Origin of the sequence: Frankia torreyi, assembly GCF_000948395.1 — a bacterium.
GTDB lineage: Bacteria > Actinomycetota > Actinomycetes > Frankiales > Frankiaceae > Frankia > Frankia torreyi.
The window spans coordinates 1-23,030 of sequence record NZ_JYFN01000086.1 but is presented as its reverse complement, the minus strand read 5'-3'; the positions used below and the strand labels follow the sequence as shown (position 1 = coordinate 23,030).

The following is a 23,030-nucleotide window of genomic DNA, read 5'->3' as shown; positions in this document are numbered from 1 at the left end:
ACCACCACAAGAAGTGGGACGACGGGTCGGAGCAGCAGGATTCAGGCTCAAACGGTCCCACGGATGACGCGGATGACGCGGAGAGCGTCGGCTTCGCCGGCTAGTACGGCAGCCGCTGTTGGGTAGTCAGCCGAGCGGGACGCCTGCGTGGCGGTGCTCCGCTCGGCAGGCGCCGCCGGGCGGTCGCGGGCGATGCGGCCACCGGCCGGTCATCGCGGGTTGAACGACTCGTGGAGATCGACCGGTGGCCACGTGCCCCAAGTCCGTCGAGGCAGGGTCCGACACAGACGGTGACACCACGTGTAGATCATCACTCGCCGTACCCGAACCAGCCCCGGAGTTAACGTGCAGGAAGCCTGGCGTAATTTCCGGTGAATCGGCGTGTGCAACTCTGTGGTATGCAGCCAGGCGATGATCCCAAGGCCGCTATCGTCCAGATAGCCGCGTCAATCGACGATGTCCCCACCATCGAGGAAACCGACGCGATGCTGGACGAGCTACGCAAGCTTCCCCGCACTGCCGACACGATCAAGCTGATCGACGATCTGCTGGGGATCCGTTCACTGCTCGACGCGACGTCCTGAGAAACGTCGCGCCGAGCAGTGAGCGAAAGCTGGGCGGCGCACCGCAGGAGAAGTCGATGCGCCGAGGTCTGACCGACCTGATCCCGGAAGGCTACTGCCGGGAACCAAACGGCTGTCCCTGCTGGCCGCCCTGACCGCCCTGACCGCCCTGCTGGCCGCCACCGAAACGCTCGCCGGACGCTCCACCCTGGCCACCGCCGACGGCCGCCAGCTCACGCAGACGGTTCTCGACGTACCGCTCACTGTGGTGCGTCTTGTCCGCAATCCGCGCGACGAGGTCATCGATGTCGGTCGCGGCATCGAGATCCGCCGGGCTGACCTGACTGAACTGGTCAAGGATGCGGTAACGGAGCTGCCGCCAGTTCTGACGCAGCTGCTGCTCCACCTGCTGGCGCTGCTGCTGCTGCTCCTGCTGGGCCATTTTGTGATCCCTTCTGGTCATTCTCTGAATGCATTGACCGCGCGGGATGGACGGTACCCCAGCCGGTTCGGGCGGCGTCAAACCGACATCGAATTCGAATGTATGCACCCAGCTCCGGGCATCTGACACCCAGCAACCCGCAGCGTCCCGGACGCGCATGTCCCCCGTCCGCAATCAAAGCGGAAACATTGACCGTGAAGACTCGCCTGGCGGGCACCGTTTGCCATCTTCCGAACATTGCGCCGCGATCTTCGCCGGGGACGACCCTGGAATCCGTTCGCTGCCTGTACACCCGCGATGCGCCCGACGTCCTGATGGTCGCGGCCCAGGCCCACCGCGACGCCCGCCGGGCCGCCGTATGACGGCGTTCCGGTCCTACTTCGTCGAGTCGGGAATCCGTGTTCACACGGCAGGCGAGGCGTTCGAGGGTCTCGTGTGCGGTTTTCGCCCGGACAGCTGGCCTGGAGTGCGGGAAGGGGCATCGAGCACCCCACCGACCGGCTGCCCCAGAAGGAGCCGCCCCTGTTTCGGTCAGGCCGCAGCCGACAACGATCTTCCGGTGCGGTGTGGAGGATGGTGCACATCGGCGTCGCCTGAGCCGCGCTGCCGGCCTCCGCGTCGTCAAGCTCACGGGGCGGGACCGGCTGGCCGTCGACTTCGTGCCTCAATCCGGTTGACCCGGACGTAGCGATAACGCCACGATTTGTGAACCATGAACTTTTTCGACGGTGTCTCTCCGGCTGTCCCGCCGCGCCCGGTCGGCCCCTGGCTCACCCCGCCGGACCACCAGCTCGCCGGGGTGGTTCCCCTGGCCCTGACCATCGGCCACAACTCCGACACCGCTGTGTAGGTCGCCTGCCTCGCCGCGTACTCCGCGGGAGTGGAGATCACTCTGGAAATCCGGCTGCGCCCCGGCACCGAGCCCGGCGTCGATCCACGGCTGGCGGTGGACTGGAGCCGGGACGCCGCCCGGATGGTCCGGTTCGGGATCGCGCTTCCCGACGGCTCGCGGGCCATCGCGGCCGGAGCCGGGGAGTCGCTCTCCGCCCGCCTCGGCGAGCCGGGCGACCCGCTGCTCACGGCCCTGCCGGCCGGAAACGCCTCGGACGGGCCGGGGAATCGATACACACCATTCCCCTTCGATGGATCGGCCGGCCGGCCGGACGTCCGGCGCGGGGTCACGTATGGCTTCGCGGGCTTCGTCGGCTCGCGGGCGGAGCAGGCGCACCGGCTGCGGTACTGGCTCTGGCCATTGCCGCCGGATGGTCCGCTGACCTTCGTCGCCGAGTTCCTCGCCCGCGGCCTGCCCGAGTCACGGGTCACCGTGGACGGCGCCGCGATCCGGGCGGCCGCCGGCCGTGCCGTCGACCTGTGGCCGGCCGCTGGGCTGCCCGAGCCCGGGACGCCGCCGGCCGACGTCGCGGCGGCTGCGGCCGAGGTCCGGGCGGCGTTCACCACGGCCTTCACGGGAGGCCGGGGCATCGAAACGGTCCTGGCCGCCGTCGACGACGGAGCGGCCCTGAGGTCGACGCTGGCGACCGTGCGCGAACGCCATCCGCAGCCGACGGCGAGCGCGCGGGTACTGGTCGGGGAGCCGGTGTTCACCGACCCGGCCCACGCGTCGCTCCCCTTCGAGGTGGTGCTGAGCAGCGCGCCCGCCTACGGCACTCTGCTCGGGGAGGCCGTTCTCGTCGACGGAAGATGGAAGGTGGCGAGAAGTTCCTACTGCACGGCGATGTCCTGGGCCGGAGTGTCCTGCCCCGATCGCGTGGGATAGGCGGTCTGTCCGGGCGCGTGCGACGTCTCCCTGACCGCGTCGGACCCACTGGTCGGGGAATGGGCCGTGACCGCCGTCGGACCGCATTACGCCAGCGCGCTCATCGCCCGCGAGCCTGATCCCTCCGCGGTGTCGCAACGCCCACCGCCGGCCCACGGCCGTTCGTTGCCGAGGCCCCAGGGCATGGGGATGATGAAGCTCATGGCCGACACCATCCCGATCCATGGAGTCCGCAACCGGGTCGCGAAGAACGGACCGGCCATCCGCGAGGCGCTACGTCCGGATGATCGTGAGATGTTCGTGGCGGAGCTGCGGATCGCGTTGGCCTTGGCCGACGACAGCCTCGACCTCGTGCCCGTGGCCGCGGTGATCGACAAGTGGTGGGGGCGAGCCGTGCTCACGGCGAATCCGGAGATCGAGGCGGGGGCCCTCGCGGACCGCCGCCGACTGGAGGCCGGGGACCTGACCGTGCTCGGCGGGACCACTTCGTACCCCGGCGGCGATTCGGAGGTCACAGATCCCCAGGTACACGATCCGTTGGGCCACCTTCGCCGAGCGACAGCGTGACACCCTTCCGGCCCAGGGTCGCCGTGAACTCGACGCGTTCCTGAATCGACTGGCCGACGATCCGCATCGGTGCGGGACCGACGACAAGCGCACCGAGCTGTGGCGGGCGGTCTTCGGGCACGGGCTGCTGACGTACAGCATCGAAGAGCGCTGGATCAGCATCACCATCCTGCGGGTGACCTGGGCGGGTTGACATCATGCGGCCATGACCGCCGAGGCTGGTGCGCGGGCCCGGCTGGTGGCCGAACGGGCCGACGCGGCCGCGCGCGTCGCCGCGCTGCGCGAGGGGCTCGACCGCATCCTCGACGACACCGCCGACCGGGATGCCGACGACGAGCATGACATCGAGGGCGCGTCGATGCCGTTCGAGCGCGAACAGGTGCGCGCGACGCTGCGCCAGGCGACCGCCCGCCTGGCGGAGGTTGACGCCGCGCTCGGCCGGCTGGCCGCCGGAACCTACGGTGTCTGCGAGACCTGCGGGCGACCCGTCGGCGAGCAGCGCCTGGCCGCCCGTCCGTCGGCCCGCACCTGCGTCCTCTGCGCCGGCCGCCGGCCGCCGTCCCGCTGATCGGGCCAGCCACCAGGACAGACCGGACACCAACAGCCGTGCCGGTGCGGTCACGGGGTGGATGCGGTCACGGGATGGGCGCGGTCGTGGCGGGGGGCGCGGGCTGACGGGTCAGGACGGCCACGGTGCGGTCGTCGCGGGCCTCGGCATGGGTGTGGGCGGCGACCCGCGCGAAGAGGCGGTCGATGAGCAGGTCGGGCGGGGTGTCGGGAGTGTCGCCGCCGCCGGAGACCGCGCCGATGCGGTCCGCGCCGAACTGCTCGCCGGCGGCGTCGCGGGCCTCGCTGAGGCCGTCGGTGTAGACCACGAGGCGGTCGCCGGGGGCCATCCGCAGGGACCGGGACGTCCAGATCCGGGTGCCCGCGAACAGGTCCGACAGGATCGGGCCGGTCGGTCCCAGCGGCAGGTCGGCGGGGCCGGAGCCGGGGCCGGGCTCGGAATCATGACCAGAGCCGAGATCGTGACCAGAGCCGAGATCGTGACCGGACTCGGATGCGGGACCGGACCCCACGGCGCCGCGGTCCACGCCGGAGCGGGACAGGCGGACGGCACGTCGGGTCAGGTGTACGGCGGGCGGATGGCCGGCGTTGACGTAGACCACGCGGCCCGTGGACGGGTCGGCGATGGCCACGAAGGCGGTGGCGAACATCTCCCCGAGGTCACCCAGCCCGGCGACCTCGTCGACCGTGCCGCCGACGGCGGCGTCGGGCTCCTCCCCGGCCAGCAGGCGCCGGCGCAGCACCGCCCGCACCCGGCCCGCGAAGGCCGCCGCCCGCGAGCCGTGCCCGGCCGCGTCGCCGACACAGATCGCGAGCCGGCCGTCGTCGAGGTCGAACACGTCCACCCAGTCTCCGCTGGCGCCGGGCGTGACCGCGTGCAGCCGCCAGTAGGCCCCCATGCCACAGGCGCACGACTCGCCGGCGAGGGGCGGTTCGGGCTCGGAGTCGGAAGCCGGACGGGGTTGCGGCATCGGGATGTCACGCACGGCCGGCCTCCCGATTCATCCCGCTGGAACATCTGCGGATCCCCAAGGGTGCCCCGCCGCGCCGGTGCCCACCAGGGACTTTCGGCGGGTACCGGGGGGNCTCCCGCCCCGTCCGCCCTGCTGGCCCGGCAGCCGACGCCCCACCCGGAGGTACGACAGCACCACCTTCGGGCCCGGTCGGGCGGGCACGAGGCCGCGATCAGGTGCGGGCGTGGTGGGTCCGGACGCCGGGCAGGACCCGGGACCGGCGCGCGCCGACACCGGGCAGGAAGCGGAACTCGCCGGTCCAGTCGATCGCCGCGGTCTCCGCGTCGGCCGACACCATGGCGTACGTGCGCCACAGGAACGCCGCCACCTCCCGTGCGGGCAGCTCCAACTCGGCGGTGCTGGACGGGCCGCACAGGCACAGCGCGAGCGCGGGCTGCCCGCGCAGCACGATCGGGCGGACCCGCACATCGCCCAGGCCGACGGGGCGGCGCGTCCCGTCGGCGAGAAGCCGGCGGGCGAAGCGCCAGACGACCGGACCCGCCCCGATCCCGCCGCCGACGGTCAGGGTCACGGCGATCGGATCGGTCGGGTCGTAGCCGAAGACGACGCGGACGGGCCGCGGCGGCCGGGCCTCCCGCAGCAGCCGTGCGGTCATCCCGCGGGCCAGGCTGCCGCGGCGCACCGAGAGGCCACCGCGTACCGAGAGGCCATCGCGCAGTGAGGTGCCACCGCGCGGTGAGGTGCCATCGTGCAGTGATCTACCTCGGCGCACCGATCTACCGAGCATGAGGTCCTCCTCCGGGGGTCGGGCCAAGATCGTAGGACAGCGGGCCCGCGGGTCGACATCGCCGCCGGGTGGTCGGTCCCGCACCGACATCACGGCGGAGGTCCAAAGCCGCCGCCCCCGATCGACCGCACACCGGCCAACGAAAACCGCACACCGGCCGATGAAACATGTCCCCCAGCAGAATGCGCGACCCGTGCCCGACGATGCGCCCGCCCGGGCCGAGCTGCATCCGCGCCTGGGACTTCCAGCCCGTCGACGCGGACATTCGCCGGTACTGGCACCTCAGGGCCAGCCGGCCGCACACGGCCGCGACCGACATCGCCTCGGCCACCCCCGGCCCGCGAACCGGCTGCCGACGGCGCCGACCTGGAACTGGCGGCGATCTGTGGTCTACGGTCCGGCCGGTGAACCCCCGCCGGACACTCGGTTTGAGTATCCGTTCAGGTGGTATTAGCACTCCTGCCACGGAAGGGTGGATGCCTAAACCATCGGGTCGCGACACGACGAGGCTGTGCGCCGCGGAACATTCGGGTGGGAGGGCGATGCAATGGCTGCTGCCGCAGGCGGTTCGTCCGTGCTGCGCGCGGCGCAGAAGTTCTGGCAGCTACCCGACGACGATCTGCACGCGCTGGTGAAACTCACCCGTCAGGTGGACCGGGTGGAGCTCAAGTTCATCGTGCCCTCCTCCGCACACCGGCGGGCGTTCGAGATGTTCGGGATCTCCGCGACGAGGGCTCGGCGGCAGCGGGTCTATTACCTTGACACCCCGGACCGGTTGCTGCACCGGCGCGGAGTGGTGGTCCGCGTCCGCAGTACCAGCGGCCGACCGGACGACTCCGTCGTCAAACTCCGGCCCGTCGTTCCGGCGAACGTCGCGCCGCGGCTGCGGCGGTCGAAGCAGTTCATCGTCGAGGTCGACGCGATGCCCGGCGCCTACGTCTGCTCCGCCGCCCTAAGGACCCGTCTCGGTCCCGACGATGTGCGGCGCGCGATGGGCCGCCGCGGCTCGCTGCACGACCTGTTCTCGAAGCAGCAGGCGCGGCTGCTCGCCGCCCACCTGCCCGGGGCCGGCCACATCGACGATCTGGCCGTCCTCGGACCGATCGAGGCGTCTCGGCACCGGTTCCGCCCCGAGGGTTTCGATCGGGTGCTCCAGGCCGAACGGTGGACGTTTCCGGACGGCTCCCGCCTACTCGAGCTATCGACCCGCGCCACGCCACAGGCGGCGGCGCGGACCGCCGCCCGCCTGTCCGCCGTCCTGCGCCGCCACGGCCTCGACCTGACCGGACCGCAGCGGACCAAGACCCGTGCCACGCTCGACTTCTTCAACGCGGCGCCGGCGGCGCAACGCGCAGGGCGGACCGGCCGTCGTCCCACGCGGTGAGGATCGTCTCCGCGCAGTGGCCCTCGACCGCGGTCGTCGCCGCAGCGCCGAAGACGACGTCGACGGCCAGCGCCGGGTCCTGGGCGACGAGGGCCGCGGCGAGGTCGCGGGCGGCGACCGTCTGGTGATGGGCGTCGGCGACGACGTGGACCTCGAAGAAGTGGCGGGCCCCGGCGGCCAGGCCGAGGCGGCGCAGCGCCGCCGCGTAGGCGCCCATCGGCTCCACCGACGTCATCTCGAACAGCGCCAGGTGGCCGACCAGCGCGCCACGCAGCCGCCGGTGCAGGCCGAACAGCGACGGCACGTTGACGGTCGCGAACGCCTGCCCGGGCAACCGGTCCAGGTAGGCGCCGGGTCGGGCGTCGAGATCCAGGGCACGCATGGTCACGGCGAACAGGTTCTGGTGCATGTCCCGTTCGACGCCGTGGCCGTACTCGTCGGCCTGGATCTCCACCAGCGCCGCCTTCGGCGCGCCGGTCAGGCGCGGGATCGCCCAGGTGTGCGGGTCGGCCTCGATGAGCTGGAGCAGCGAACGGTGCATCGCGTACTCGCGGAACTCCTCGAGCGTGCCGGTGGTCGCCAGCCGCCGCGACAGGGAACGGCCACCGGCCCGGGCGATCACGTCCCGCAGCGCGGCCGCGACGTCCCCGACCGCCCCGTCTGCTGAGGCTCCGGCGGCATCAACTCCGACGGCGGCATCGACTCCGACGGCGGCATCGACTCCGACGGCGGCAGCGACTCCGACGGCGGCAGCGGCTGCCTCGGCGTGCAGGCGGGCGAGCAGGTCCGCCTCCAGCCGGCGGCGCACGGCGAGCAGCGACGGCTCCCACTCCCAGTCGTCGTCGACCTCGGCGAAGCCGCGGTAGTGCAGGCCGTAGAGGCAGTAGAGGGCCAGCGGGCCGTCCTCGCCGTAGAGCACGTCGTCGTCCGCGGCCGGCGCCGGCCCGAGCCCGGCTGGGCCGGGAGCGCGGCGCAGCCGGTCGAGCAGGAACCCGGACAGCGTCCCCCTGGGCTCGGGCAGGCGCGGCTGACCGAGCTCGGCGGGCGTCAGCACGGCGCCGTACTCCGCCCCCGACGGGCGCGCCAGCCGGTCGGCGGTTGCCGTGGAACCACCGTCCCGCGCGGCGCCGGACCTCGCCGGGCTGATCATGCACCGCTCCCCGACAGGCGGGGCACGGACCAGTCCGGCAGCTCACGGTGCCCCGAGGCGATCGGCGTCCGGCGGCGGCTGTCGACGGTCGTCGCCCGACCGACGCCCGCGGCCTCGTCGAGACCGGTGGCGCTGCCCGCCGCGGTGAGGATCCGGCGAAGCACGGTGGCGGCATGGTCGGGCTCGCCGGCGACGGCGATCGGCCCGCCGACGCGGACCCAGGTGACCCCGGCGAGCAGGTAGCCCTCCGGGCCGAAGAAGGCGCGGCCCGATCGGGCCAGCTCGCCGATGCGGCGGCTGACCCAGGGCTGGCGGGAGTACCGCCCGAACGGGATGGGCCGCACCAGCCAGTCCGCGACCCGGTAGCCGGCGGCGCGGGCGTGCTGGACAAGACCCACCGGGTCGGAGATGGAAGCGATCATCAGCAGCACCACGTCCATCTCCTGGGACAGGATGCGCCGCGCCACGTGCGTGCCGTCGTGCCCGCCCCACAGGTGGGAGGCGCCGACCGGCCGCACGGTCGCCGGCAGGTACGGCGGGTTGCCGATCGCGCACCGCGCCTGCCGCGCCGGTGCGGTGGCGGCGAAGAAGTCGCCCTGGACGACGGTGTAGTTCCCCAGCTCCACCTCGGCCGCCGCCCGACTCGCGATCCGCGCGGCCTCGGCGTCCAGCTCGTACCCGGTGATGGGCACTTGTGACCCGGATCGTTGCAGCGCCTCGACGACCGGGCGGGCGGTTCCCGGCCCGATCTCCACGATGCCGCCGGCGAGCAGCGGCGCAAGCTCGGTCGACGTCAGCAGTCGCTCCACGCAGTGGCCATAGAAGGTGGACTCGATCGGATCGAAGAAGGGCATGCCATCGCTCCTCGGCTACGCAGCACGGCGTCGCTGTCACAAGATGGGGCGGTCGCACAGCGCAGTTACTCACAGTGGGGGAACGTCCGTGCACGCCAGGTAAGAAGTGTCCTGTGCCGGCCCAGCAAAACCTCACTTCCCGCCGGCCCGCCGAGGCCACCGCAAACCCCCTGCTCAGCCCTGTCTGCCACCCGAGACAGGGGATGGACGCCAGCCGCCCGCGTCGACGCCGCCGGGCACCGGGCCGGCCGGGGCATAGGGGGATCGGGTGAAGACGAACGAGGCGAGTTCGAGGTGGCTGAGTTCGCCGTCGGACTGGCGCCGCGGGATGAGGGTCTCGCCGGCGAAGTAGCCATCGACACCCAGGAAGGTGCCGTGGCCGGCGGGGCCGGGGCGGAACCGGGATCGTCGGCCGGAGCGGCCCAGCGGCGCGAGCAGCAGCCCGCCGTCCGGCCGCAGCGACAGTGCGTACGGCGCCGGTCCCCAGTACCAGACGCCGGTGACGTCGAGCGGCTCCCGCCCGGCCACCGACGCGGGCACCCACTCGGCCGGCAGTGGCGGCTCGGCGGTGTCGACCGCGTCGATCAGGCCGACGGCGAGGTCGACGACGGCGACCCCGCTGGTCGCGTTCGCCATCGCTATCGCCGCGGTCCCCCCAGGTCGCGTCCACAGGGCGGCGACGAAGCCGGGCATCGAACCGCCGTGCCCGACGAGCACGCCGCCGGGTTCGCGCAGCAACTGCACGCCGAGCCCCGCCCCCAGCCGCCACTCGCCGCTGTCGCCCTCGACGGCGGCCGGTTCGCGCATCTCGGCGAGGGTGTCCGCGGACAGCACGACGTCGGTGTGCCCCGCGAGGACGGCCGACCAGCGCACCAGGTCCGCGGTGGTCGACCAGAGCTGGCCGGCCGGAGCCAGCACACCCGCATCGTGGGCGGGCTCGGGCAGCAGCACGTCGGCATGCGGGTGGACGGCGTAGCCGTGGGCGTGCGGCGCGGCGGGCAGCGCGGTCGTGCGGGACATCCCCAACGGCGCCAGCAGCTCGCGGTGCAGGGCCTGCGCCCAGCTCATCCCGCGCAGCCGGGCGACGAGCTCACCGAGGACCGCGAAACCGACGTTGGAGTAGTGATGACGACGTCCCGGGCGGAACCGGTCCGGGTCGGGACCGAGCGCGTCGGCGAGGGTGGGATGGGCCTGCCCCGCCACCCGCTCCCACCACGGCGGCGGAGTCTCCGCCGCGATGCCGCCGAGGTGGGACAGCAACTGCGCGACCGTGCGATCACCGACCGCGGTCCCCGGCAGATGCCGGTCGAGGGGGTCGCCGAGCGCCAGGCGACCCTCGTCGCGCAGGCGCATGACCAGCACCGCGGTGAAGGTCTTCGTGATCGAACCGATCCGGTACTGGGTGTCGGCGTCAGGCCGCCGGACGCCCCGGCCCTCGCCACCACCCCCGCGATCGCCACCGCCACCGCCGCCACCGTCGCCGTCGCCGTCGGCCTGATCGGGTCCGACGGCGCGGCCCCGCCCGGCCGTCCACACCGGGCGGCCGTCGCGCGCCACCGCGGCGACGAGCGACGGCGCTCGCCCACCGGCCTGCTCGACCGCGACCCGCTGCAGCAACAGCCGCTCGGTGGCGGGCAGCAGGCCCCCGCCCAGCCCCGGCTGTGACCCGGGCGCCGCGGCCACCCGGTTCGCTCCGTCCGACCGCGGCGATTGCGACCGCGGCGATTCCGGCGGCATCGGCTCCGGCGGCATCGGCACCCCCCGTCTGTCGGCCAGTTTCCCGGTTCGGCGTCCGGGCCACCCCATCCGATCAGCCTCGTTGCCTCGGCGCCAGCGGAACGCATGCCGTGAGCTGGGCGATCTACTGCGCCAGCAGCTCGCCGTTCGCGGCGTACCGATCCGCCTGCGCGGCAAGGTACTGCCCCTCCCACTCGTACGGCGTGACCGGGCCGTGGTGCGGGCCGTCGTACTCGCCACGCTGGTGCAGCAGGGTGCGCATGCCGGAGTCGGCGTGCTCGGGCAGAACGATGTCGATCGAGTCGGGGACGGTGGCCTCGGCAGAGTGGGCGGCCTCGGCGGGGTCGGCGGCCTCGGCGGGGTCGGCGCGGCGGTAGTGGTTCGTCGCCATGTCGCTGACGTCGTGACGCAGCGCCGGCACGAAGTGGTCCGATGGCAGGCCCAGGGTGACGGCGAAGTGGGACTTGACATCCTCGTCCGCGGGCGCTAAAGGTGATCGACAAGACGATCAACAAGATGATCGGGAAGATCCCCGAGCAGCGGGTCGGCGCCGGGCGACGCGGGCGGTCGAAAACACCGCCGACGCTTTCCGATCTGGGCGCCGGCGATCATGGCGTCCCGCGGATCCGCGCATCGCGCCCGGCGATACCTGGATGGCCGTGGAAAGCAAGAACGGCCCGACGGAATCGCGGCATTCAGTCCAATATCGCCGGAAACCGGGGTGGCACCTTTTTCCCATCGGACCGAGTCGGAGCCCACCGATCGGCTCCGTCCGCCCTAGGATCGTCGCCACCGACCGGAACTCCCGCCTCAGAGGGGTCTCATGCGACGGCGTCTGTCCATCATTGCGGCCGGGCTCGGATTGCTCCTGCTCACGGCCGCGCCGGCCGGGGCCGCCGGCTCCCCGTCACCGGCCACGAGCAGCGGCCCGATCCCGAATCCGTTGGAGGCCGGCAGAGTGGTCGCGGAGCCTGTGGTATTCGACGCGTGGAACGACCGGCAGCCGCCCACGGCCGTCACCTACGACGCCCATCTCGTGCCGCCGGGCACGACGGCGGTCGCGCTCGCCGTCCGCGGTAAGCGGACCGTGATCGGACTGATCGTTCAAGGCCTCGCACCGAACCACCAGTTCGGTGCGCACGTCCATCAGAAGGCCTGCGGGGCGACCGGCGCGGCCGCCGGCCCGCACTACCAGAACGTCCCCGACCCCGTGCAGCCGTCGGTGGATCCCAGATATGCCAACGCGCGCAATGAGGTATGGCTGGACTTCACCACCGACGCGCGTGGCACGGGATCGGCGTTCGCGGTGGTCGCCTGGGACTTCCGGGCCGGCGGCGCACACTCGATCATCCTCCACGAGCATCACACCGACAGCTCCCCCGGCACCGCCGGGACGGCAGGCGCTCGCGCGGCCTGCCTCACCGTTCCGTTGTCCTGATCCGGTCGACCGGCGGGCGGGCTCAGGCCGGGCAGGTCCAGTCCGCCCGCCGGTCCGGCGGCGCCGCCAGGTCGGGATCGCTGCCCGGCGGCGGGAACGGCTCGCGCAGCGTGAAGGCATGCGCGGTGGGCCCCTGCCGGCGCAGCCGGCGGACGCGCTGCTCCGCCTGCGCCGTCGTCGGGCGTTGCCCGGCGGGCACCCACCACAGCGCCGCATACGCCTCGCGCATGGTCTCGAACCACTCGCGCCGCCGGCGCAGCACATCGCGGTGCGGACCGGCGAACACGAAGTTCGCCAGCGATTCGATCGAATCCCACACCGACATGTTGACGATGATCCCGGCGCTCGCGCCCACCTCCCAGGAGAAGGCGCGTATCGCGGTGGCGTTGCCGTCCTCGGTCTGCAACCGCCACCGAAATCCCGGCGCCGCGTCGGCGAGGGCGTTCACGGGATCGAGGGCGGCCACGAAGTCGGCGAGGGTCGGATCGTCCAGCGGCGCCCGCAGCCGGGCGATGTTCACCTGAGCCAGTTCCCACATTCCCTGATGGTCCCGCAGGTCGGCGGGTGACGGGATCCAGTCGGGCATTCGAACGGCCCGGCGCGCATTTCGTTCGGCATTTCCGCGCCCTGACCCTGGTAGCTACCGGCGACTCCCGGACCCGCCGTCGCAGTCGTTCGGAAGGCCCGGAAGGGGACGAAAGTCCATATAGCTGCCGCACGCGCCGGCCGATGATGGCGGCAGCGGCGCGTCCCGTGCGCCGCCGGGCGGGGCAGGAGCGAGATGACGATGCCGGAGCTCGATCGCGTCACCGGTTGCGGCGCGGTCACGCGGTCGGTCCGCCCGGCCGGCCGACGGGCGCCTGGCGGACCTCGCCGGCATCCACGCTGCCCGGCCCGCCCCATCGGCCCGATTCCCGTCCGCGACCGCGTATCCGGGCTTCCCGCAGAGCCGGCACAACCAGCACGGAGCATGGTTGAGCCGGTCCCCGGCGGCGCGCAGCGGATCCGGCGTATCTCGGTCCCGGCGCCGGAAATCAGCCGATCTTCTTCTCCCCGAGGACGGCCCCACTATGTCTGAATACTGCTGGTGCACGGCCACTCCGGCCATCGAGGACCTGATCCGGGAGCATGACGAGCTGGTCGAACTCTCGGCCGAGGCGCGTGAGGCCTACCGGCGGGGCGACCTCGAGTCGCTGATCGACTGCTGCGCCAGGATCTCCACGGTCCTCGGCCCGCACACCGTGGTGGAGGAACGCGGCCTGTTTCCCCCGATGGCGGCCGAGTTCCCGGAGAAGATCGCGATCCTGCGCGGCGAACATCGTCGGATCGAGGCGGTCCTCGCGGGCGCGGCCGATGGCACCGCCCGCACCGATCCGACCTGGGCCGCCCTGGCCGTCGAGATGCTGACGCTGCTACGGCGGCACATCGTCAAGGAACAGGAGGGGCTCTTCCCGGCCGCCCTCGCCGTCCTCAGTAACGAACAGTGGGACATGCTCACCGCCATCCGCGCGGGAACCAGCCTCATCGGCTCCTGAGCGGCGGCCCGAACCGGCGGCCAGGGCGGCCGGCGGCCCGGCGGGCTGCCTGCCCCACCTTCGGGTGCCCCCTCGCCGCCTGTCGGCCCCGGCAGGCGGCCCGTCTGCGGCGGATGTGACCAGCGGGATCCGGGGTCGGGCCGCTGCCTGGTCGCGGCGGCGGGAGGATGGGCTGGTGAGGACACCCGCCTGGGACGCGACGCACCGCTTACGCGCCCGGCGGGATCCATTCGCCACTCCCACGGAAAGCGAGGCCCACGCGTGAGTCCACAAGGACCCGGTACCGCCGTCGACGTCGACGACGAGGTCGTGCTGCTGGACCCCGACCGCCGACCCTGCGGGACGGCGCCCCGGCTCGCCGTGCACGGTCTCGACACCCCCCTGCACCTGGCCTTCTCCTCGTACCTGTTCGACGCGGCCGGCCGGCTGCTGGTCACCCGCCGGGCGCTGGGCAAGCGCACCTGGCCCGGGGTGTGGACGAACAGCTGCTGCGGGCATCCCCGCCCCGGTGAGGACATCGCCGTCGCCGTCGAGCGCCGGGTGGAGCAGGAGCTGCGGCTGGCCCTGACCGACCTGCACTGTGCGCTGCCGGACTTCGCCTACCGCGCCACCGCCGCGGACGGGCTGGTGGAGAACGAGGTGTGTCCCGTCTACGTGGCCCGGGCGGTGGGTGACCCGGACCCGGACCCGGCCGAGGTCGTGGAGTGGCGCTGGGTCGACTGGGAGAGCTACCGGCAGGCGGCGCTCTGCGCGCCGTGGGCACTGAGCCCCTGGTCGGTCGACCAGATGACCGCGTTCGGCCAGGCTGCGCACCCGCTGACGGCCGCGCTGCGCACCGCCGGCTGACCGGACCTCGCACGAGGAGCCCACCCGGGGGGTCGTCTGGTCGGTCCGGGCGAGGCCCGAGCACCGCCCGGGTGGGTCCGTGATCCCGAGGCGCCGGCACGTCTGCCGGGAGGCCCTGACCCGGATCAACCGAGCCAACGCCCGCCCAGGACTAGATCTTCTGGTCGGAACGGGTCACGCTACCTCCCAATACATGTGGCTACTTATTACTAGCGAAGAAACAACCTTGGTTACGCTTCGTTAACCTCCGATCGCGAAGCGATCATCGCCGAGGTGGGCGGACGACATTCCCGCAAAACGATGTCGAGTTACAGCGCTGTCACTACATCGGCGGCCCGTCGAAATCCGCGAGACGGTGCCGCGCCCGGCAGGCCGTGACCCGCCGGTCGGTCTGGAGTAAGCGAGCGCCGCCACGGGCGGATCCGCCGGGCCGGCCGTCCCGCGCCCCGACGGCTTCCCGCTCTCGGCGCATCGGGTCGGCTACGGACGGCCCTCCGAGGGAATGCACATGTGCCGGCTGCTGACGATGGTATTAAGTCCCCTATTCGCCGGGTAGTTGGTCTCGACTGGGTACCACGATGGTGCCGGGTCGCGTACTGATCGACGCCGGTCCGGGCCGGCGGAGCCGAGCCCGCGAAACTGAGCCCGCGGGAGCCGAGCCCGCGCCTCGGTTCCCATCTCCCCGCTGCTCATGGCCGGCTTTCCTCGGCACCCGGCGGATGGCCCCTCTGCTGGCGATCCGCCACCGGCGCCACTGACCTGGCGTTCCGCCCGCACCCGACCGCACGGGGCGCACGCAAAGGGCTGCCGCCGCTCCCCGACCACCGGCGCAGTCCGCCTCCACCCCACGCCGAACGCCTGGCGCGGCGTGGGAACCGGCGCCCCCGGAGGCCTGGCCCCGGTGCCGCGCAGGACCAGGTGTCGCGAATCGGCGAGCGGCAGGTGGACCCTCGCTCGCCGCGGGGGGCAACATTCCACGACGTTCACCGGAGGCCGGCCGACGCGGACGCAGAGTGATTCGACGGTCGCCCAGCAGCCCGGCAGCCCGGCGGCCGGCGGCCCGGCCGCCCGCCGCATTCCACCCGTTCCACGGAACCAGGCCGACGAACGGATCGGCGGCACGGGCGATATCAGGCGCGCTCCGGGCGAATTCTTCTCGGCAGGTCGACCGTACCGGTTAGGCGATTCCGAGCCGATCTCCCGGCCTGGCATCCGGCGTGGCAGGCATTCACTTCCGGGGTATTCGGGCGACGAGTTCGGCATTAACTGTCCGTGACCGCGAGCCCTGGGGGCCGGGCTAGAAGAAGCCCTCTTCCCGGGCCAGTCCCCGATTGGTTCCGCAAAGTGCTTGCCGCCCACGCCGTTGGTGCGGGAGGCTGCCGATGCGCGACGAGAGACGCGCCTGCCAGCACGACAAAGTGCATGTCGGCGAACCGCGCGACACCCACGGGGGTTACTGGTATATGGAGCATTCAACGGTGCGATCAACCGGGCCGCGACCAGCCCGACGGCGCCCGTACCCATTGTTCGAATCCTGATCGGGCGGGGCCAGTAAGGCCGCCTCGAACATCGGCCCGCGACCGAAAAAAGACCGCGGAAATCGCCGGAAGGCCGTCACTCTTCCGGGCGCGGCTTCGTACGACCGCACCGCCGTTACACTCCAGCCCCTGGTTCCACCCCGGGCACCACGGTTTCATCCCCGAGCCCTCGGTTTCGCCGAGAGCCTCAGTTTCACCCAGAGTTCACCCAGAGCCCCAAGGTTCACCGCGGAGCCCCAAGGTTCACCGCGGAACCCCAAGGTTCACCCCGGAACCTCGAGCTTTCACCCCAGTCCCTGGATGACCAACGATAGGTGGAGTCTGCCATGACCGAGCCCGTACCGACCGACCCCGGAGCGACCGGCGCGGCCCCCGACGAGGACCTCCGGCTGAGTCTGAGNACGGCGGCCGCGCGCAACCTCGCGACGACCACCAAGTCCGTCCCGCAGATGCAGGAGATCACCTCCCGGTGGCTGCTGCGGGTGCTGCCCTGGGTCCAGACGGCCGGCGGCGTCTACCGGGTCAACCGGCGGTTGACCTACGTGCTCGGCGACGGGCTCGTCACGTTCACGTCCGTCGGATCCGAGGTGCGGGTGGTGCCCGGCGAGCTCGCCGAGCTGCCCGCGCTGCGTGGCTTCGACGGCGGCGCGCTCGCCGGCCTCGCCGACCGCTTCGTCCAGCGGGAGTTCGCCGCGGGCGACGTGCTCGCCGAAACGGGCGCGCCCGCCGACGCGGTGTTCCTCATCGCTCACGGCAAGGTCGGGAAGTTCGGGCCCGGCGAGTACGGCCACGAGCGGTCGCTCGGGGTGCTCGGCGATGGCGAGTACTTCGGCGACGAGGTCCTCATCGACTCGGACCTGTCCTGGGAGTACACCGCCCGGGCGCTGACCGACGCCACCGTGCTGGTGCTCTCCCGCCAGCAGCTTGCCGAGGTCACCGGGCAGGACGCCGAGCTCAGCGGGCACCTCGAGGACTACCGCGCCCGGCCGCAGCCACCACGCAACCGCCTCGGCGAGGCGGAGATCGCGATCGCCGCGGGGCACTCCGGCGAGCCGGACCTGCCGGGCACGTTCGTGGACTACGAGCTGAAGCCGCGCGAGTACGAGCTGTCCGTCGCCCAGACGGTGCTGCGCATCCACAGCCGCGTGGCCGACCTCTACAACGAGCCGATCAACCAGCTCTCCCAGCAGTTGCGGCTCACCGTCGAGGCGCTGCGTGAACGCCAGGAGCACGAGCTGGTCAACAACCCCGACTTCGGCCTGCTGCACAATGCCGACCTGCGCCAGCGCATTCACACCCGCTCGGGCCCGCCGACCCCGGACGACCTCGACGAGCTGCTCAGCCGGCGGCGCAGCACGCATTTCCTGCTCGCCCACCCGCGGGCCATTGCGGCGTTCGGCCGGGAAGCCACGGCGCGGGGCATCTACCCGGCGACCGTCCTGTTTCACGACCAGCACGTGCCGGCCTGGCGCGGCGTGCCGCTGCTGCCGGTAAGTAAGATTCCGATCAGCGCCACCGGGACGACGTCCATTCTCGCGCTGCGTACCGGTGAGGAGAACCAGGGCGTGATCGGTCTGCACCACACCGGGCTCGCCGACGAATACGAGCCGGGGCTGTCCGTCCGATTCATGGGCATCAACGAGAAGGCGATCATCTCTTACCTCGTGACGACCTACTTCTCCGCCGCCGTGCTCGTGCCGGACGCGCTCGGGATCCTGGAGAGCGTCGAGATCGGGCGCTGAACCCACCGACCGGTGCGCCGCCGCGGCCACGAAACACCGCGGCGGCGCACCGGTTTCGGCGATGCCTTCCCGGTCGCACCGTCCCGGCCCCGCGGCAACCAAGGGTTTTCCCGGAGAAATCATGCAGCCTTTCACCCTCCCCGAGTTCTACGTGCCCTATCCCGCGCGGCTGAGTCCGCATCTTGAACAGGCCCGGGAACACAGCAGGGAGTGGGCCCGGGCCATGGAGATGATCGACGCCCCCCAGCACGGCATCGCGATCTGGACCGAGCAGGACCTCGACGCCCACGACTACGCCCTGCTGTGCGCCTATACCCATCCCGACGCCACCGCCGATCGCCTAAACCTGATCACCGACTGGTACGTCTGGGTCTTCTACTTCGACGACCACTTCCTCGAGCTCTACAAGCGGACGCACGACCTGGCCGGCGCCCGGGCCTATCTCGACCGGCTCCCCGCGTTCATGCCGGTGGCGGGCGAGATCACCGAGGAGCCGTCGAACCCGGTGGAGCGGGGCCTGGCCGACCTGTGGACGCGGACCGTGCCGGCCCGCTCGGCCGACTGGCGGGCCCGCTTCGCCGTCAGCACCCGCAACCTGCTCGACGAGTCCCTCTGGGAACTCGAGAACATCAACGCCGCCCGGCTGGCCAACCCGATCGAGTACGTCGAGATGCGCCGCAAGGTCGGCGGCGCCCCCTGGTCGGCGAACCTCGTCGAGCACGCCGCCGACGCCGAGATCCCCGCCCGCGTCGCCGCCACCCGCCCGTTGCAGGTGCTGCGCGACACCTTCGCCGACGCGGTGCACCTGCGCAACGATCTGTTCTCCTACGAGCGGGAGGTCACCGAGGAGGGCGAGCTCAGCAACGGGGTGCTGGTCGTGGAGCGGTTCCTCGACATCGACACGCAGGCCGCCGCCGACACCGTCAACGACCTGCTGACCTCCCGGCTGCACCAGTTCGAGCACACCGCGACCACGGAGCTGCCGGCCGTCCTCGACGAGCACGCCATCGACCCGGCGGGCCGGTTGGCGGCGCTGGCCTACGTCAAGGGTCTGCAGGACTGGCAGTCCGGCGGGCACGAGTGGCACCTGCGCTCCAGCCGCTACATGAACCGCGAGGCGACGCCCGACGCGCTCCCCACCGGGGTCGCGGGGTCGGGCAGCCTCGTCCCCGTCGCCGGGCTGCCCGGCATCCCCGGGATCCCCAGCCTCGGCACCTCGGCCATCCGGGTCATCCCGTCGCTGCTCGCCACCGCACCGCAGCGGATCCGGTCGTTCGCCAACGTGCCGTTCCGGGTCGTCGGTCCGACCTCGCTGCCGGAGTTCTACCTGCCATACACCACCGGACAGAGCCCTCACCTGGACTCCGCGCGGCAGGAGTCCGTCCGCTGGGCGCGGTCGATGGGCCTGCTGGACCGGGTTCCGGGCATCTGGGATGAGCACAAGCTGCGCGCTGCCGACTTCGCCCTGTGCGCCGCGGGCATCCATCCAAACGCGACCGCCAACGAGCTCGACCTCACGACGGGCTGGCTGACCTGGGGAACCTATGCGGATGACTACTACCCAGTGATCTTCGGTACCTCCCGGAACCTGGCCGCGGCGAAGCTGTGCAACGAGCGCCTGCGTCTGTTCATGCCGGTGGCCGGCCCGCTGACCGAGCCGCCGGTCAACGCCCTGGAGCGGAGCCTCGCCGACCTGTGGGAGCGCACCACCAGGGGGATGGAGCCCGCCGCGCAGGCCGCGTTCCGCCGGGCGATCGAGGTGATGATCGACAGTTGGCTGTGGGAGCTGGACAACCAGGTCTACAACCGCATCCCCGACCCCATCGACTACCTGGAGATGCGCCGCGCGACGTTCGGCTCGGACCTGACGATGGGCCTGAGCCGGCTGGCCCGCGGGGACAGCGTGCCGGCGGAGGTCTTCCGGACCCGGCCACTGCGGGCCCTGCAGAACGCCGCCGCGGACTTCGCCTGCCTGCTCAACGACGTCTTCTCCTACCAGAAGGAGATCCAGTTCGAAGGCGAGATCCACAACGCGGTGCTGGTCGTCGAGAACTTCCTCGACTGCGACCGCGGCCGGGCCGTCGAGGTGGTCAACGCGCTCATGACCGCCCGGGTACGGCAGTTCGAGCATGTCGTGGACAGTGAGCTGCCCGATCTGTTCGACCGCCTCGGCCTCGACGGCGAGGCCCGCACCGCGATCGACTCCTACGCCCGGGAGCTCCAGAACTGGATGGCCGGCGTCCTGCGATGGCACCAAGGGACGCACCGATACGAGGAGGCCGAACTGCGCTACCACCCCTCCGCAGACAGGCGGCCCTTCGGTAGCCCGACTGGGCTAGGCACCTCCGCCGCCGACGTTCGCCGACTGGCCTCCCGCTAGCCCACCAGTCGCCGCACCCGACCGAACCTGCAGGTGGGCGTGGGGTCAACGCGTCCGCGTCGTCCGGTCGGGTTTGGTTGGCCTGCCCGCCCGATCGCGCCCCTCGGGGGTACCAGCCCGACCAGGCGTACTTCACAGAGGGTGATTGGACGGTATGCATTCCGGCCGAATCGTCCGGGTACAACAGATTCGGTCGGGTAGCGGCGTGGGCCGCGACCGGGCGTGTCGGCGTTCGTGGTGTCGCCGCATCCCCGGTGCCCGGCACGGCGGCGCCTGGGCGCGGCCTCGGCGCGACGCAGCATCCGAGGGGGACGTGGCGTGTCCTGGAAGGCTTTGCGGGCGGGCGATCCGCCCGAAGTAGGTCCGTACCGGCTGATGGGTCGGCTCGGCAGCGGGGGCATGGGCATCGTGTACCTCGGCGTGGACGACACGGGCACCCGTGCCGCGGTCAAGGTGATGCGGGAGGAGCACACCGCCGACACGGCGTTCCGCCACCGCTTCCACCGGGAGGCCGCGGCGGTGGCGGCGATCGACAGCCCCCGGGTGGCGCGGCTGCTGGCCGCGGACGTGGACGGCGACCAGCCGTGGATCGCCACCGAGTACGTGGCGGGTCCCACCCTGTACTCGTCGGTCGCGACCGGGGGGCCGCTGTCCGGTGAGGCGCTGTGGGAGGTGGCCCGCGGGCTCGCGGAGGCGCTGTGCGCCATCCACGACGCCGACGTCGTGCACCGCGACCTCAAGCCGGGCAACGTGATGCTGGCCGCGGACGGCCCGAAGGTGATCGACTTCGGGATCGTCGCCGGCCTGCCCGGCATGATGACCGCCTCGGGCGTGGTGATGGGCAGCATCGGCTACCTCGCGCCCGAACTGCTGACCACCACGCGCCGTCCCCGGCCCGCGGCCGACATCTTCTCCTGGGGCCTGACGGTGTGCTTCGCCGCGAGTGGGCGTCCGCCGTTCGGCGGCGGCCCCCTGGACGCGCTGCTCTACCGGACGGTCCACGGTGAGGCCGACCTCAGCGGCCTGCCCGGCCCGTTGCGCGGCGTGGTCGCCGCGAGCCTGCGCAAGAAGCCGGAACGCAGGCCGGACGCCCACCGGATCCTCAGCCAGATCGCCGCGACCGCGGGCGCGGTGGCGGCCGACGGCGCGGACGCCGGCGTCGCCCTGCCGGGCGGCCGCCTGCCCGTCACCCGGCTGCGGGCGGCCGGCGGCGAGCCGAACCCGACGCTCCCCCGCGAGCGGCGTGCCACCCGCCGGCCCCGGACCCGGCGCGGCGTGCTCGTCCCCGGTGCGGGGGCGACCGCGGTCGCCGCGGCGGTGACCGCCGCGATCCTCCTCGCCTCCGCGCCGGCGGCGCCGCCCAACGCCATCGCGGCGGGCGGCGCCGCCGAGGGAGACGCAACCAACTCCCATCCCGCCGGCCACTCCCCGGCCGGCGTCTCCCCGGGCGGCCCCTCTTCGGCCGGCGGGGGGAAGTCCCGCATCGCCGCCGGCCCGGCCCTCCCCACCGGCGCGGGCGGCCCGGCCGCCGACGACCCGACCGCGGACTATCTGGCTGGCACGGCCGGTCCGGGGAGCCTGGCCGTGCCCGGAACCGCCGGGCAGCCGCTGCGGGGCGGCATCCGCACCGGCCGGAAGTTCCTGGCGGCACCCCTCGGCTCGGCGACGGCCTACCCGGCGGGCACGGCGGCGACGGCCGGCGCTACGACGCCGGCCCGCGGGGCGGGGTGGGTCGCCTCGACGGCCACCTGGGCTGGCGCGGCGGCAGCGGCCTCGGTGGGCGGGGCGGACCCCTCGACCACGACGGGCGCGGCGGGGGGCGTGGGCCCCGCCGCTGCGGCGGCGGGGGTGAGTGGGGGGTCGGCGCCGGCGGCGACGACCCGCGAGGTCGACTTCCCGGCACCGGCCCAGCAATCCGGGCCCGCCACCACCCCCACGGGCGGAGCCGGGGCGGCCACGACGACGCCCTCGGGAACCGCCGCCGCCACCGCGACCGCCCGCCGCATCGCCGCGGCCTTCACGACCGGGTCCGCCACCGGTCGCACGACGAGCACCTGCCTGCCCGGCGGACCCTGGGGGCCGCCGCAGTTCGCGGCCGGATGCGGCGGGGCGCTCGCCCTTCCGGCGATCTTTCGCGCCGCGACGGCGCCGCCGCCGTGGTCGACGGCGCTCGCCGAGGGCATCCCCCGGCTCATCGCCGCCGCCGTCAGCTCGGAAGCGCCCTGGGACGAGCTCGACTGAGCACCGGCGCTCAGTCGACGGGAATCATGCCGCCGCTCTGCCGCTGCCAGAGGGCGTGGTAGCGGCCACGGCGGTCGAGAAGCTCGCGGTGTGAGCCCTGTTCCACGATGCCGCCGCCGGCCAGGACGATGATGCGGTCCATGTTCAGCAGCGTCGACAACCGGTGCGCCACGGCGATCACCGTCTTGCCGCGCCAGAGCTCCTCCAGCGCGTGCTGGACGAGCACCTCGCTCTCGCTGTCCAGGGCACTTGTCGCCTCGTCGAGAACGAGCATCGGTTTGTCGTCGAGGAAGGCGCGGGCGATCGCGATCCGCTGCCGTTGCCCGGTCGACAGCTTGATGCCGCGCTCGCCGACGACGGTGTCGTAGCCCTCCGGCGCCTGGCTGATGAAACCGTGCGCGTGGGCCCGTCGCGCAATACCAGGAACTTAGGTTCTGATCGTGTAGGTTCGAGGGGTGCCGAGACGCGGTCAGGTGAAGGAGAAGCCCGAGGACCGGTTGGTGGACCG

General features: G+C 72.5%; 20 protein-coding genes and 1 pseudogene. 12 read left to right on the top strand and 9 right to left on the bottom strand.

Features of this window, described 5'->3' with window-relative positions:
- Nucleotides 1–398 precede the first annotated feature (398 nt).
- Nucleotides 399–584: a hypothetical protein gene (locus FF36_RS28995; protein ID WP_044888388.1), complete on the top strand. Its 186-nt coding sequence runs from the start codon at nucleotides 399–401 to the stop codon at nucleotides 582–584.
- Between the two features lie 91 nt (nucleotides 585–675).
- On the opposite strand, the gene FF36_RS28990 is transcribed toward FF36_RS28995, so the two are convergent.
- Nucleotides 676–1,005, bottom strand: a complete 330-nt coding sequence (locus tag FF36_RS28990; protein WP_044888387.1) for a hypothetical protein — start codon at nucleotides 1,003–1,005, stop codon at nucleotides 676–678.
- Between the two features lie 712 nt (nucleotides 1,006–1,717).
- Between FF36_RS28990 and FF36_RS35680 the strand changes: the two genes are divergently transcribed.
- The 4 genes from FF36_RS35680 to FF36_RS28975 all read left to right on the top strand — a co-directional run bounded on the left by FF36_RS35680 (nucleotide 1,718) and on the right by FF36_RS28975 (nucleotide 3,917).
- On the top strand, nucleotides 1,718–1,855 hold the full coding sequence (locus FF36_RS35680; RefSeq protein WP_157867011.1) for a hypothetical protein: 138 nt from the start codon (nucleotides 1,718–1,720) through the stop codon (nucleotides 1,853–1,855).
- A 30-nt stretch (nucleotides 1,856–1,885) separates the two neighbouring features.
- Nucleotides 1,886–2,782, top strand: coding sequence for an MTB12 C-terminal domain-containing protein (locus FF36_RS28985; protein ID WP_052681570.1), 897 nt, complete (start codon nucleotides 1,886–1,888; stop codon nucleotides 2,780–2,782).
- Nucleotides 2,783–2,983: 201 nt separating this feature from the next.
- Complete coding sequence (locus FF36_RS28980) at nucleotides 2,984–3,349, top strand: DUF6247 family protein (protein ID WP_236705733.1); 366 nt, start codon at nucleotides 2,984–2,986, stop codon at nucleotides 3,347–3,349.
- Nucleotides 3,350–3,554: 205 nt separating this feature from the next.
- Entirely contained in the window at nucleotides 3,555–3,917 is a 363-nt protein-coding gene (locus FF36_RS28975) for a TraR/DksA family transcriptional regulator (RefSeq protein WP_044888386.1), read from the top strand.
- 67 nt (nucleotides 3,918–3,984) lie between these two features.
- Here the strand turns inward: FF36_RS28975 and FF36_RS28970 are convergent, their stop codons facing one another.
- The gene (locus FF36_RS28970) at nucleotides 3,985–4,902 is read right to left on the bottom strand and encodes a PP2C family protein-serine/threonine phosphatase (RefSeq protein WP_063870526.1); all 918 of its coding nucleotides are present in this window, start codon (nucleotides 4,900–4,902) and stop codon (nucleotides 3,985–3,987) included.
- Nucleotides 4,903–5,101: 199 nt separating this feature from the next.
- Nucleotides 5,102–5,572, bottom strand: a complete 471-nt coding sequence (locus FF36_RS28965) for an SsgA family sporulation/cell division regulator (protein WP_242422972.1) — start codon at nucleotides 5,570–5,572, stop codon at nucleotides 5,102–5,104.
- 652 nt (nucleotides 5,573–6,224) lie between these two features.
- Between FF36_RS28965 and FF36_RS28960 the strand changes: the two genes are divergently transcribed.
- Nucleotides 6,225–7,061 carry a CYTH domain-containing protein gene (locus FF36_RS28960; protein ID WP_044888385.1) on the top strand — a complete coding sequence of 279 codons (837 nt, stop codon included), beginning with the start codon at nucleotides 6,225–6,227 and terminating at the stop codon, nucleotides 7,059–7,061.
- Here FF36_RS28960 and FF36_RS28955 read toward each other — a convergent pair.
- From FF36_RS28955 to FF36_RS28940, 4 genes are all read right to left on the bottom strand, one after another.
- Nucleotides 7,003–8,211: an iron-containing redox enzyme family protein gene (locus tag FF36_RS28955; RefSeq protein ID WP_082122327.1), complete on the bottom strand. Its 1,209-nt coding sequence runs from the start codon at nucleotides 8,209–8,211 to the stop codon at nucleotides 7,003–7,005. The two genes, FF36_RS28960 and FF36_RS28955, sit on opposite strands and share 59 nt — an antisense overlap.
- Complete coding sequence (locus tag FF36_RS28950) at nucleotides 8,208–9,065, bottom strand: class I SAM-dependent methyltransferase (RefSeq protein ID WP_044888384.1); 858 nt, start codon at nucleotides 9,063–9,065, stop codon at nucleotides 8,208–8,210. Before FF36_RS28950 ends, FF36_RS28955 begins: the two co-directional genes overlap by 4 nt.
- Nucleotides 9,066–9,239: 174 nt before the next feature.
- The gene (locus FF36_RS28945; protein WP_242422971.1) at nucleotides 9,240–10,802 is read right to left on the bottom strand and encodes a serine hydrolase domain-containing protein; all 1,563 of its coding nucleotides are present in this window, start codon (nucleotides 10,800–10,802) and stop codon (nucleotides 9,240–9,242) included.
- A gap of 124 nt (nucleotides 10,803–10,926) precedes the next feature.
- Complete coding sequence (locus tag FF36_RS28940) at nucleotides 10,927–11,223, bottom strand: hypothetical protein (protein ID WP_044888383.1); 297 nt, start codon at nucleotides 11,221–11,223, stop codon at nucleotides 10,927–10,929.
- Between the two features lie 537 nt (nucleotides 11,224–11,760).
- On the opposite strand from FF36_RS28940, the gene FF36_RS28935 reads away from it, so the two are divergent.
- Entirely contained in the window at nucleotides 11,761–12,240 is a 480-nt protein-coding gene (locus FF36_RS28935) for a superoxide dismutase family protein (protein ID WP_242422970.1), read from the top strand.
- A 22-nt stretch (nucleotides 12,241–12,262) separates the two neighbouring features.
- Here FF36_RS28935 and FF36_RS28930 read toward each other — a convergent pair whose 3' ends face one another.
- Complete coding sequence (locus tag FF36_RS28930) at nucleotides 12,263–12,826, bottom strand: DUF3291 domain-containing protein (protein WP_044888381.1); 564 nt, start codon at nucleotides 12,824–12,826, stop codon at nucleotides 12,263–12,265.
- A 484-nt stretch (nucleotides 12,827–13,310) separates the two neighbouring features.
- Here FF36_RS28930 and FF36_RS28925 point away from each other — a divergent pair, with 484 nt between their 5' ends.
- The 5 genes from FF36_RS28925 (at nucleotide 13,311) to FF36_RS28905 (ending at nucleotide 22,522) form a co-directional block, all read left to right on the top strand.
- Entirely contained in the window at nucleotides 13,311–13,775 is a 465-nt protein-coding gene (locus FF36_RS28925) for a hemerythrin domain-containing protein (protein WP_044888380.1), read from the top strand.
- A 261-nt stretch (nucleotides 13,776–14,036) separates the two neighbouring features.
- A complete protein-coding gene (gene idi, locus FF36_RS28920) occupies nucleotides 14,037–14,621 on the top strand; it encodes an isopentenyl-diphosphate Delta-isomerase (protein WP_044888379.1) in 585 nt (194 codons plus the stop codon).
- Nucleotides 14,622–16,560: 1,939 nt separating this feature from the next.
- The coding region (locus FF36_RS28915) for a family 2B encapsulin nanocompartment shell protein (RefSeq protein WP_242422969.1) at nucleotides 16,561–17,901 on the top strand (1,341 nt) is incomplete at its 5' end.
- Nucleotides 17,902–18,022: 121 nt separating this feature from the next.
- The gene (locus FF36_RS28910) at nucleotides 18,023–20,281 is read left to right on the top strand and encodes a family 2 encapsulin nanocompartment cargo protein terpene cyclase (protein ID WP_044888377.1); all 2,259 of its coding nucleotides are present in this window, start codon (nucleotides 18,023–18,025) and stop codon (nucleotides 20,279–20,281) included.
- A gap of 318 nt (nucleotides 20,282–20,599) precedes the next feature.
- Nucleotides 20,600–22,522 (top strand): serine/threonine-protein kinase, encoded by a 1,923-nt coding sequence (locus FF36_RS28905; protein ID WP_044888376.1) that lies wholly within the window; start codon nucleotides 20,600–20,602, stop codon nucleotides 22,520–22,522.
- A 10-nt stretch (nucleotides 22,523–22,532) separates the two neighbouring features.
- On the opposite strand, the pseudogene FF36_RS28900 reads toward FF36_RS28905, so the two are convergent.
- Nucleotides 22,533–22,949: pseudogene (locus FF36_RS28900) on the bottom strand (ATP-binding cassette domain-containing protein); the annotation flags it as partial.
- Nucleotides 22,950–23,030: the final 81 nt, after the last annotated feature.

Bases quoted from the DNA above. Each gene is read 5' to 3' on its own strand.
- FF36_RS28975 (WP_044888386.1), top strand. From the start codon at position 3,555: ATGACCGCCGAGGCTGGTGCGCGGGCCCGGCTGGTGGCCGAACGGGCC.
- FF36_RS28960 (WP_044888385.1), top strand. From the start codon at position 6,225: ATGGCTGCTGCCGCAGGCGGTTCGTCCGTGCTGCGCGCGGCGCAGAAG.
- FF36_RS35680 (WP_157867011.1), top strand. From the start codon at position 1,718: ATGAACTTTTTCGACGGTGTCTCTCCGGCTGTCCCGCCGCGCCCGGTC.
- FF36_RS28980 (WP_236705733.1), top strand. From the start codon at position 2,984: ATGGCCGACACCATCCCGATCCATGGAGTCCGCAACCGGGTCGCGAAG.
- FF36_RS28930 (WP_044888381.1), bottom strand. From the start codon at position 12,826: ATGCCCGACTGGATCCCGTCACCCGCCGACCTGCGGGACCATCAGGGA.
- FF36_RS28950 (WP_044888384.1), bottom strand. From the start codon at position 9,065: ATGCCCTTCTTCGATCCGATCGAGTCCACCTTCTATGGCCACTGCGTG.
- FF36_RS28955 (WP_082122327.1), bottom strand. From the start codon at position 8,211: ATGATCAGCCCGGCGAGGTCCGGCGCCGCGCGGGACGGTGGTTCCACG.
- FF36_RS28995 (WP_044888388.1), top strand. From the start codon at position 399: ATGCAGCCAGGCGATGATCCCAAGGCCGCTATCGTCCAGATAGCCGCG.
- FF36_RS28945 (WP_242422971.1), bottom strand. From the start codon at position 10,802: ATGCCGCCGGAATCGCCGCGGTCGCAATCGCCGCGGTCGGACGGAGCG.
- FF36_RS28925 (WP_044888380.1), top strand. From the start codon at position 13,311: ATGTCTGAATACTGCTGGTGCACGGCCACTCCGGCCATCGAGGACCTG.
- FF36_RS28990 (WP_044888387.1), bottom strand. From the start codon at position 1,005: ATGGCCCAGCAGGAGCAGCAGCAGCAGCGCCAGCAGGTGGAGCAGCAG.
- FF36_RS28910 (WP_044888377.1), top strand. From the start codon at position 18,023: ATGCAGCCTTTCACCCTCCCCGAGTTCTACGTGCCCTATCCCGCGCGG.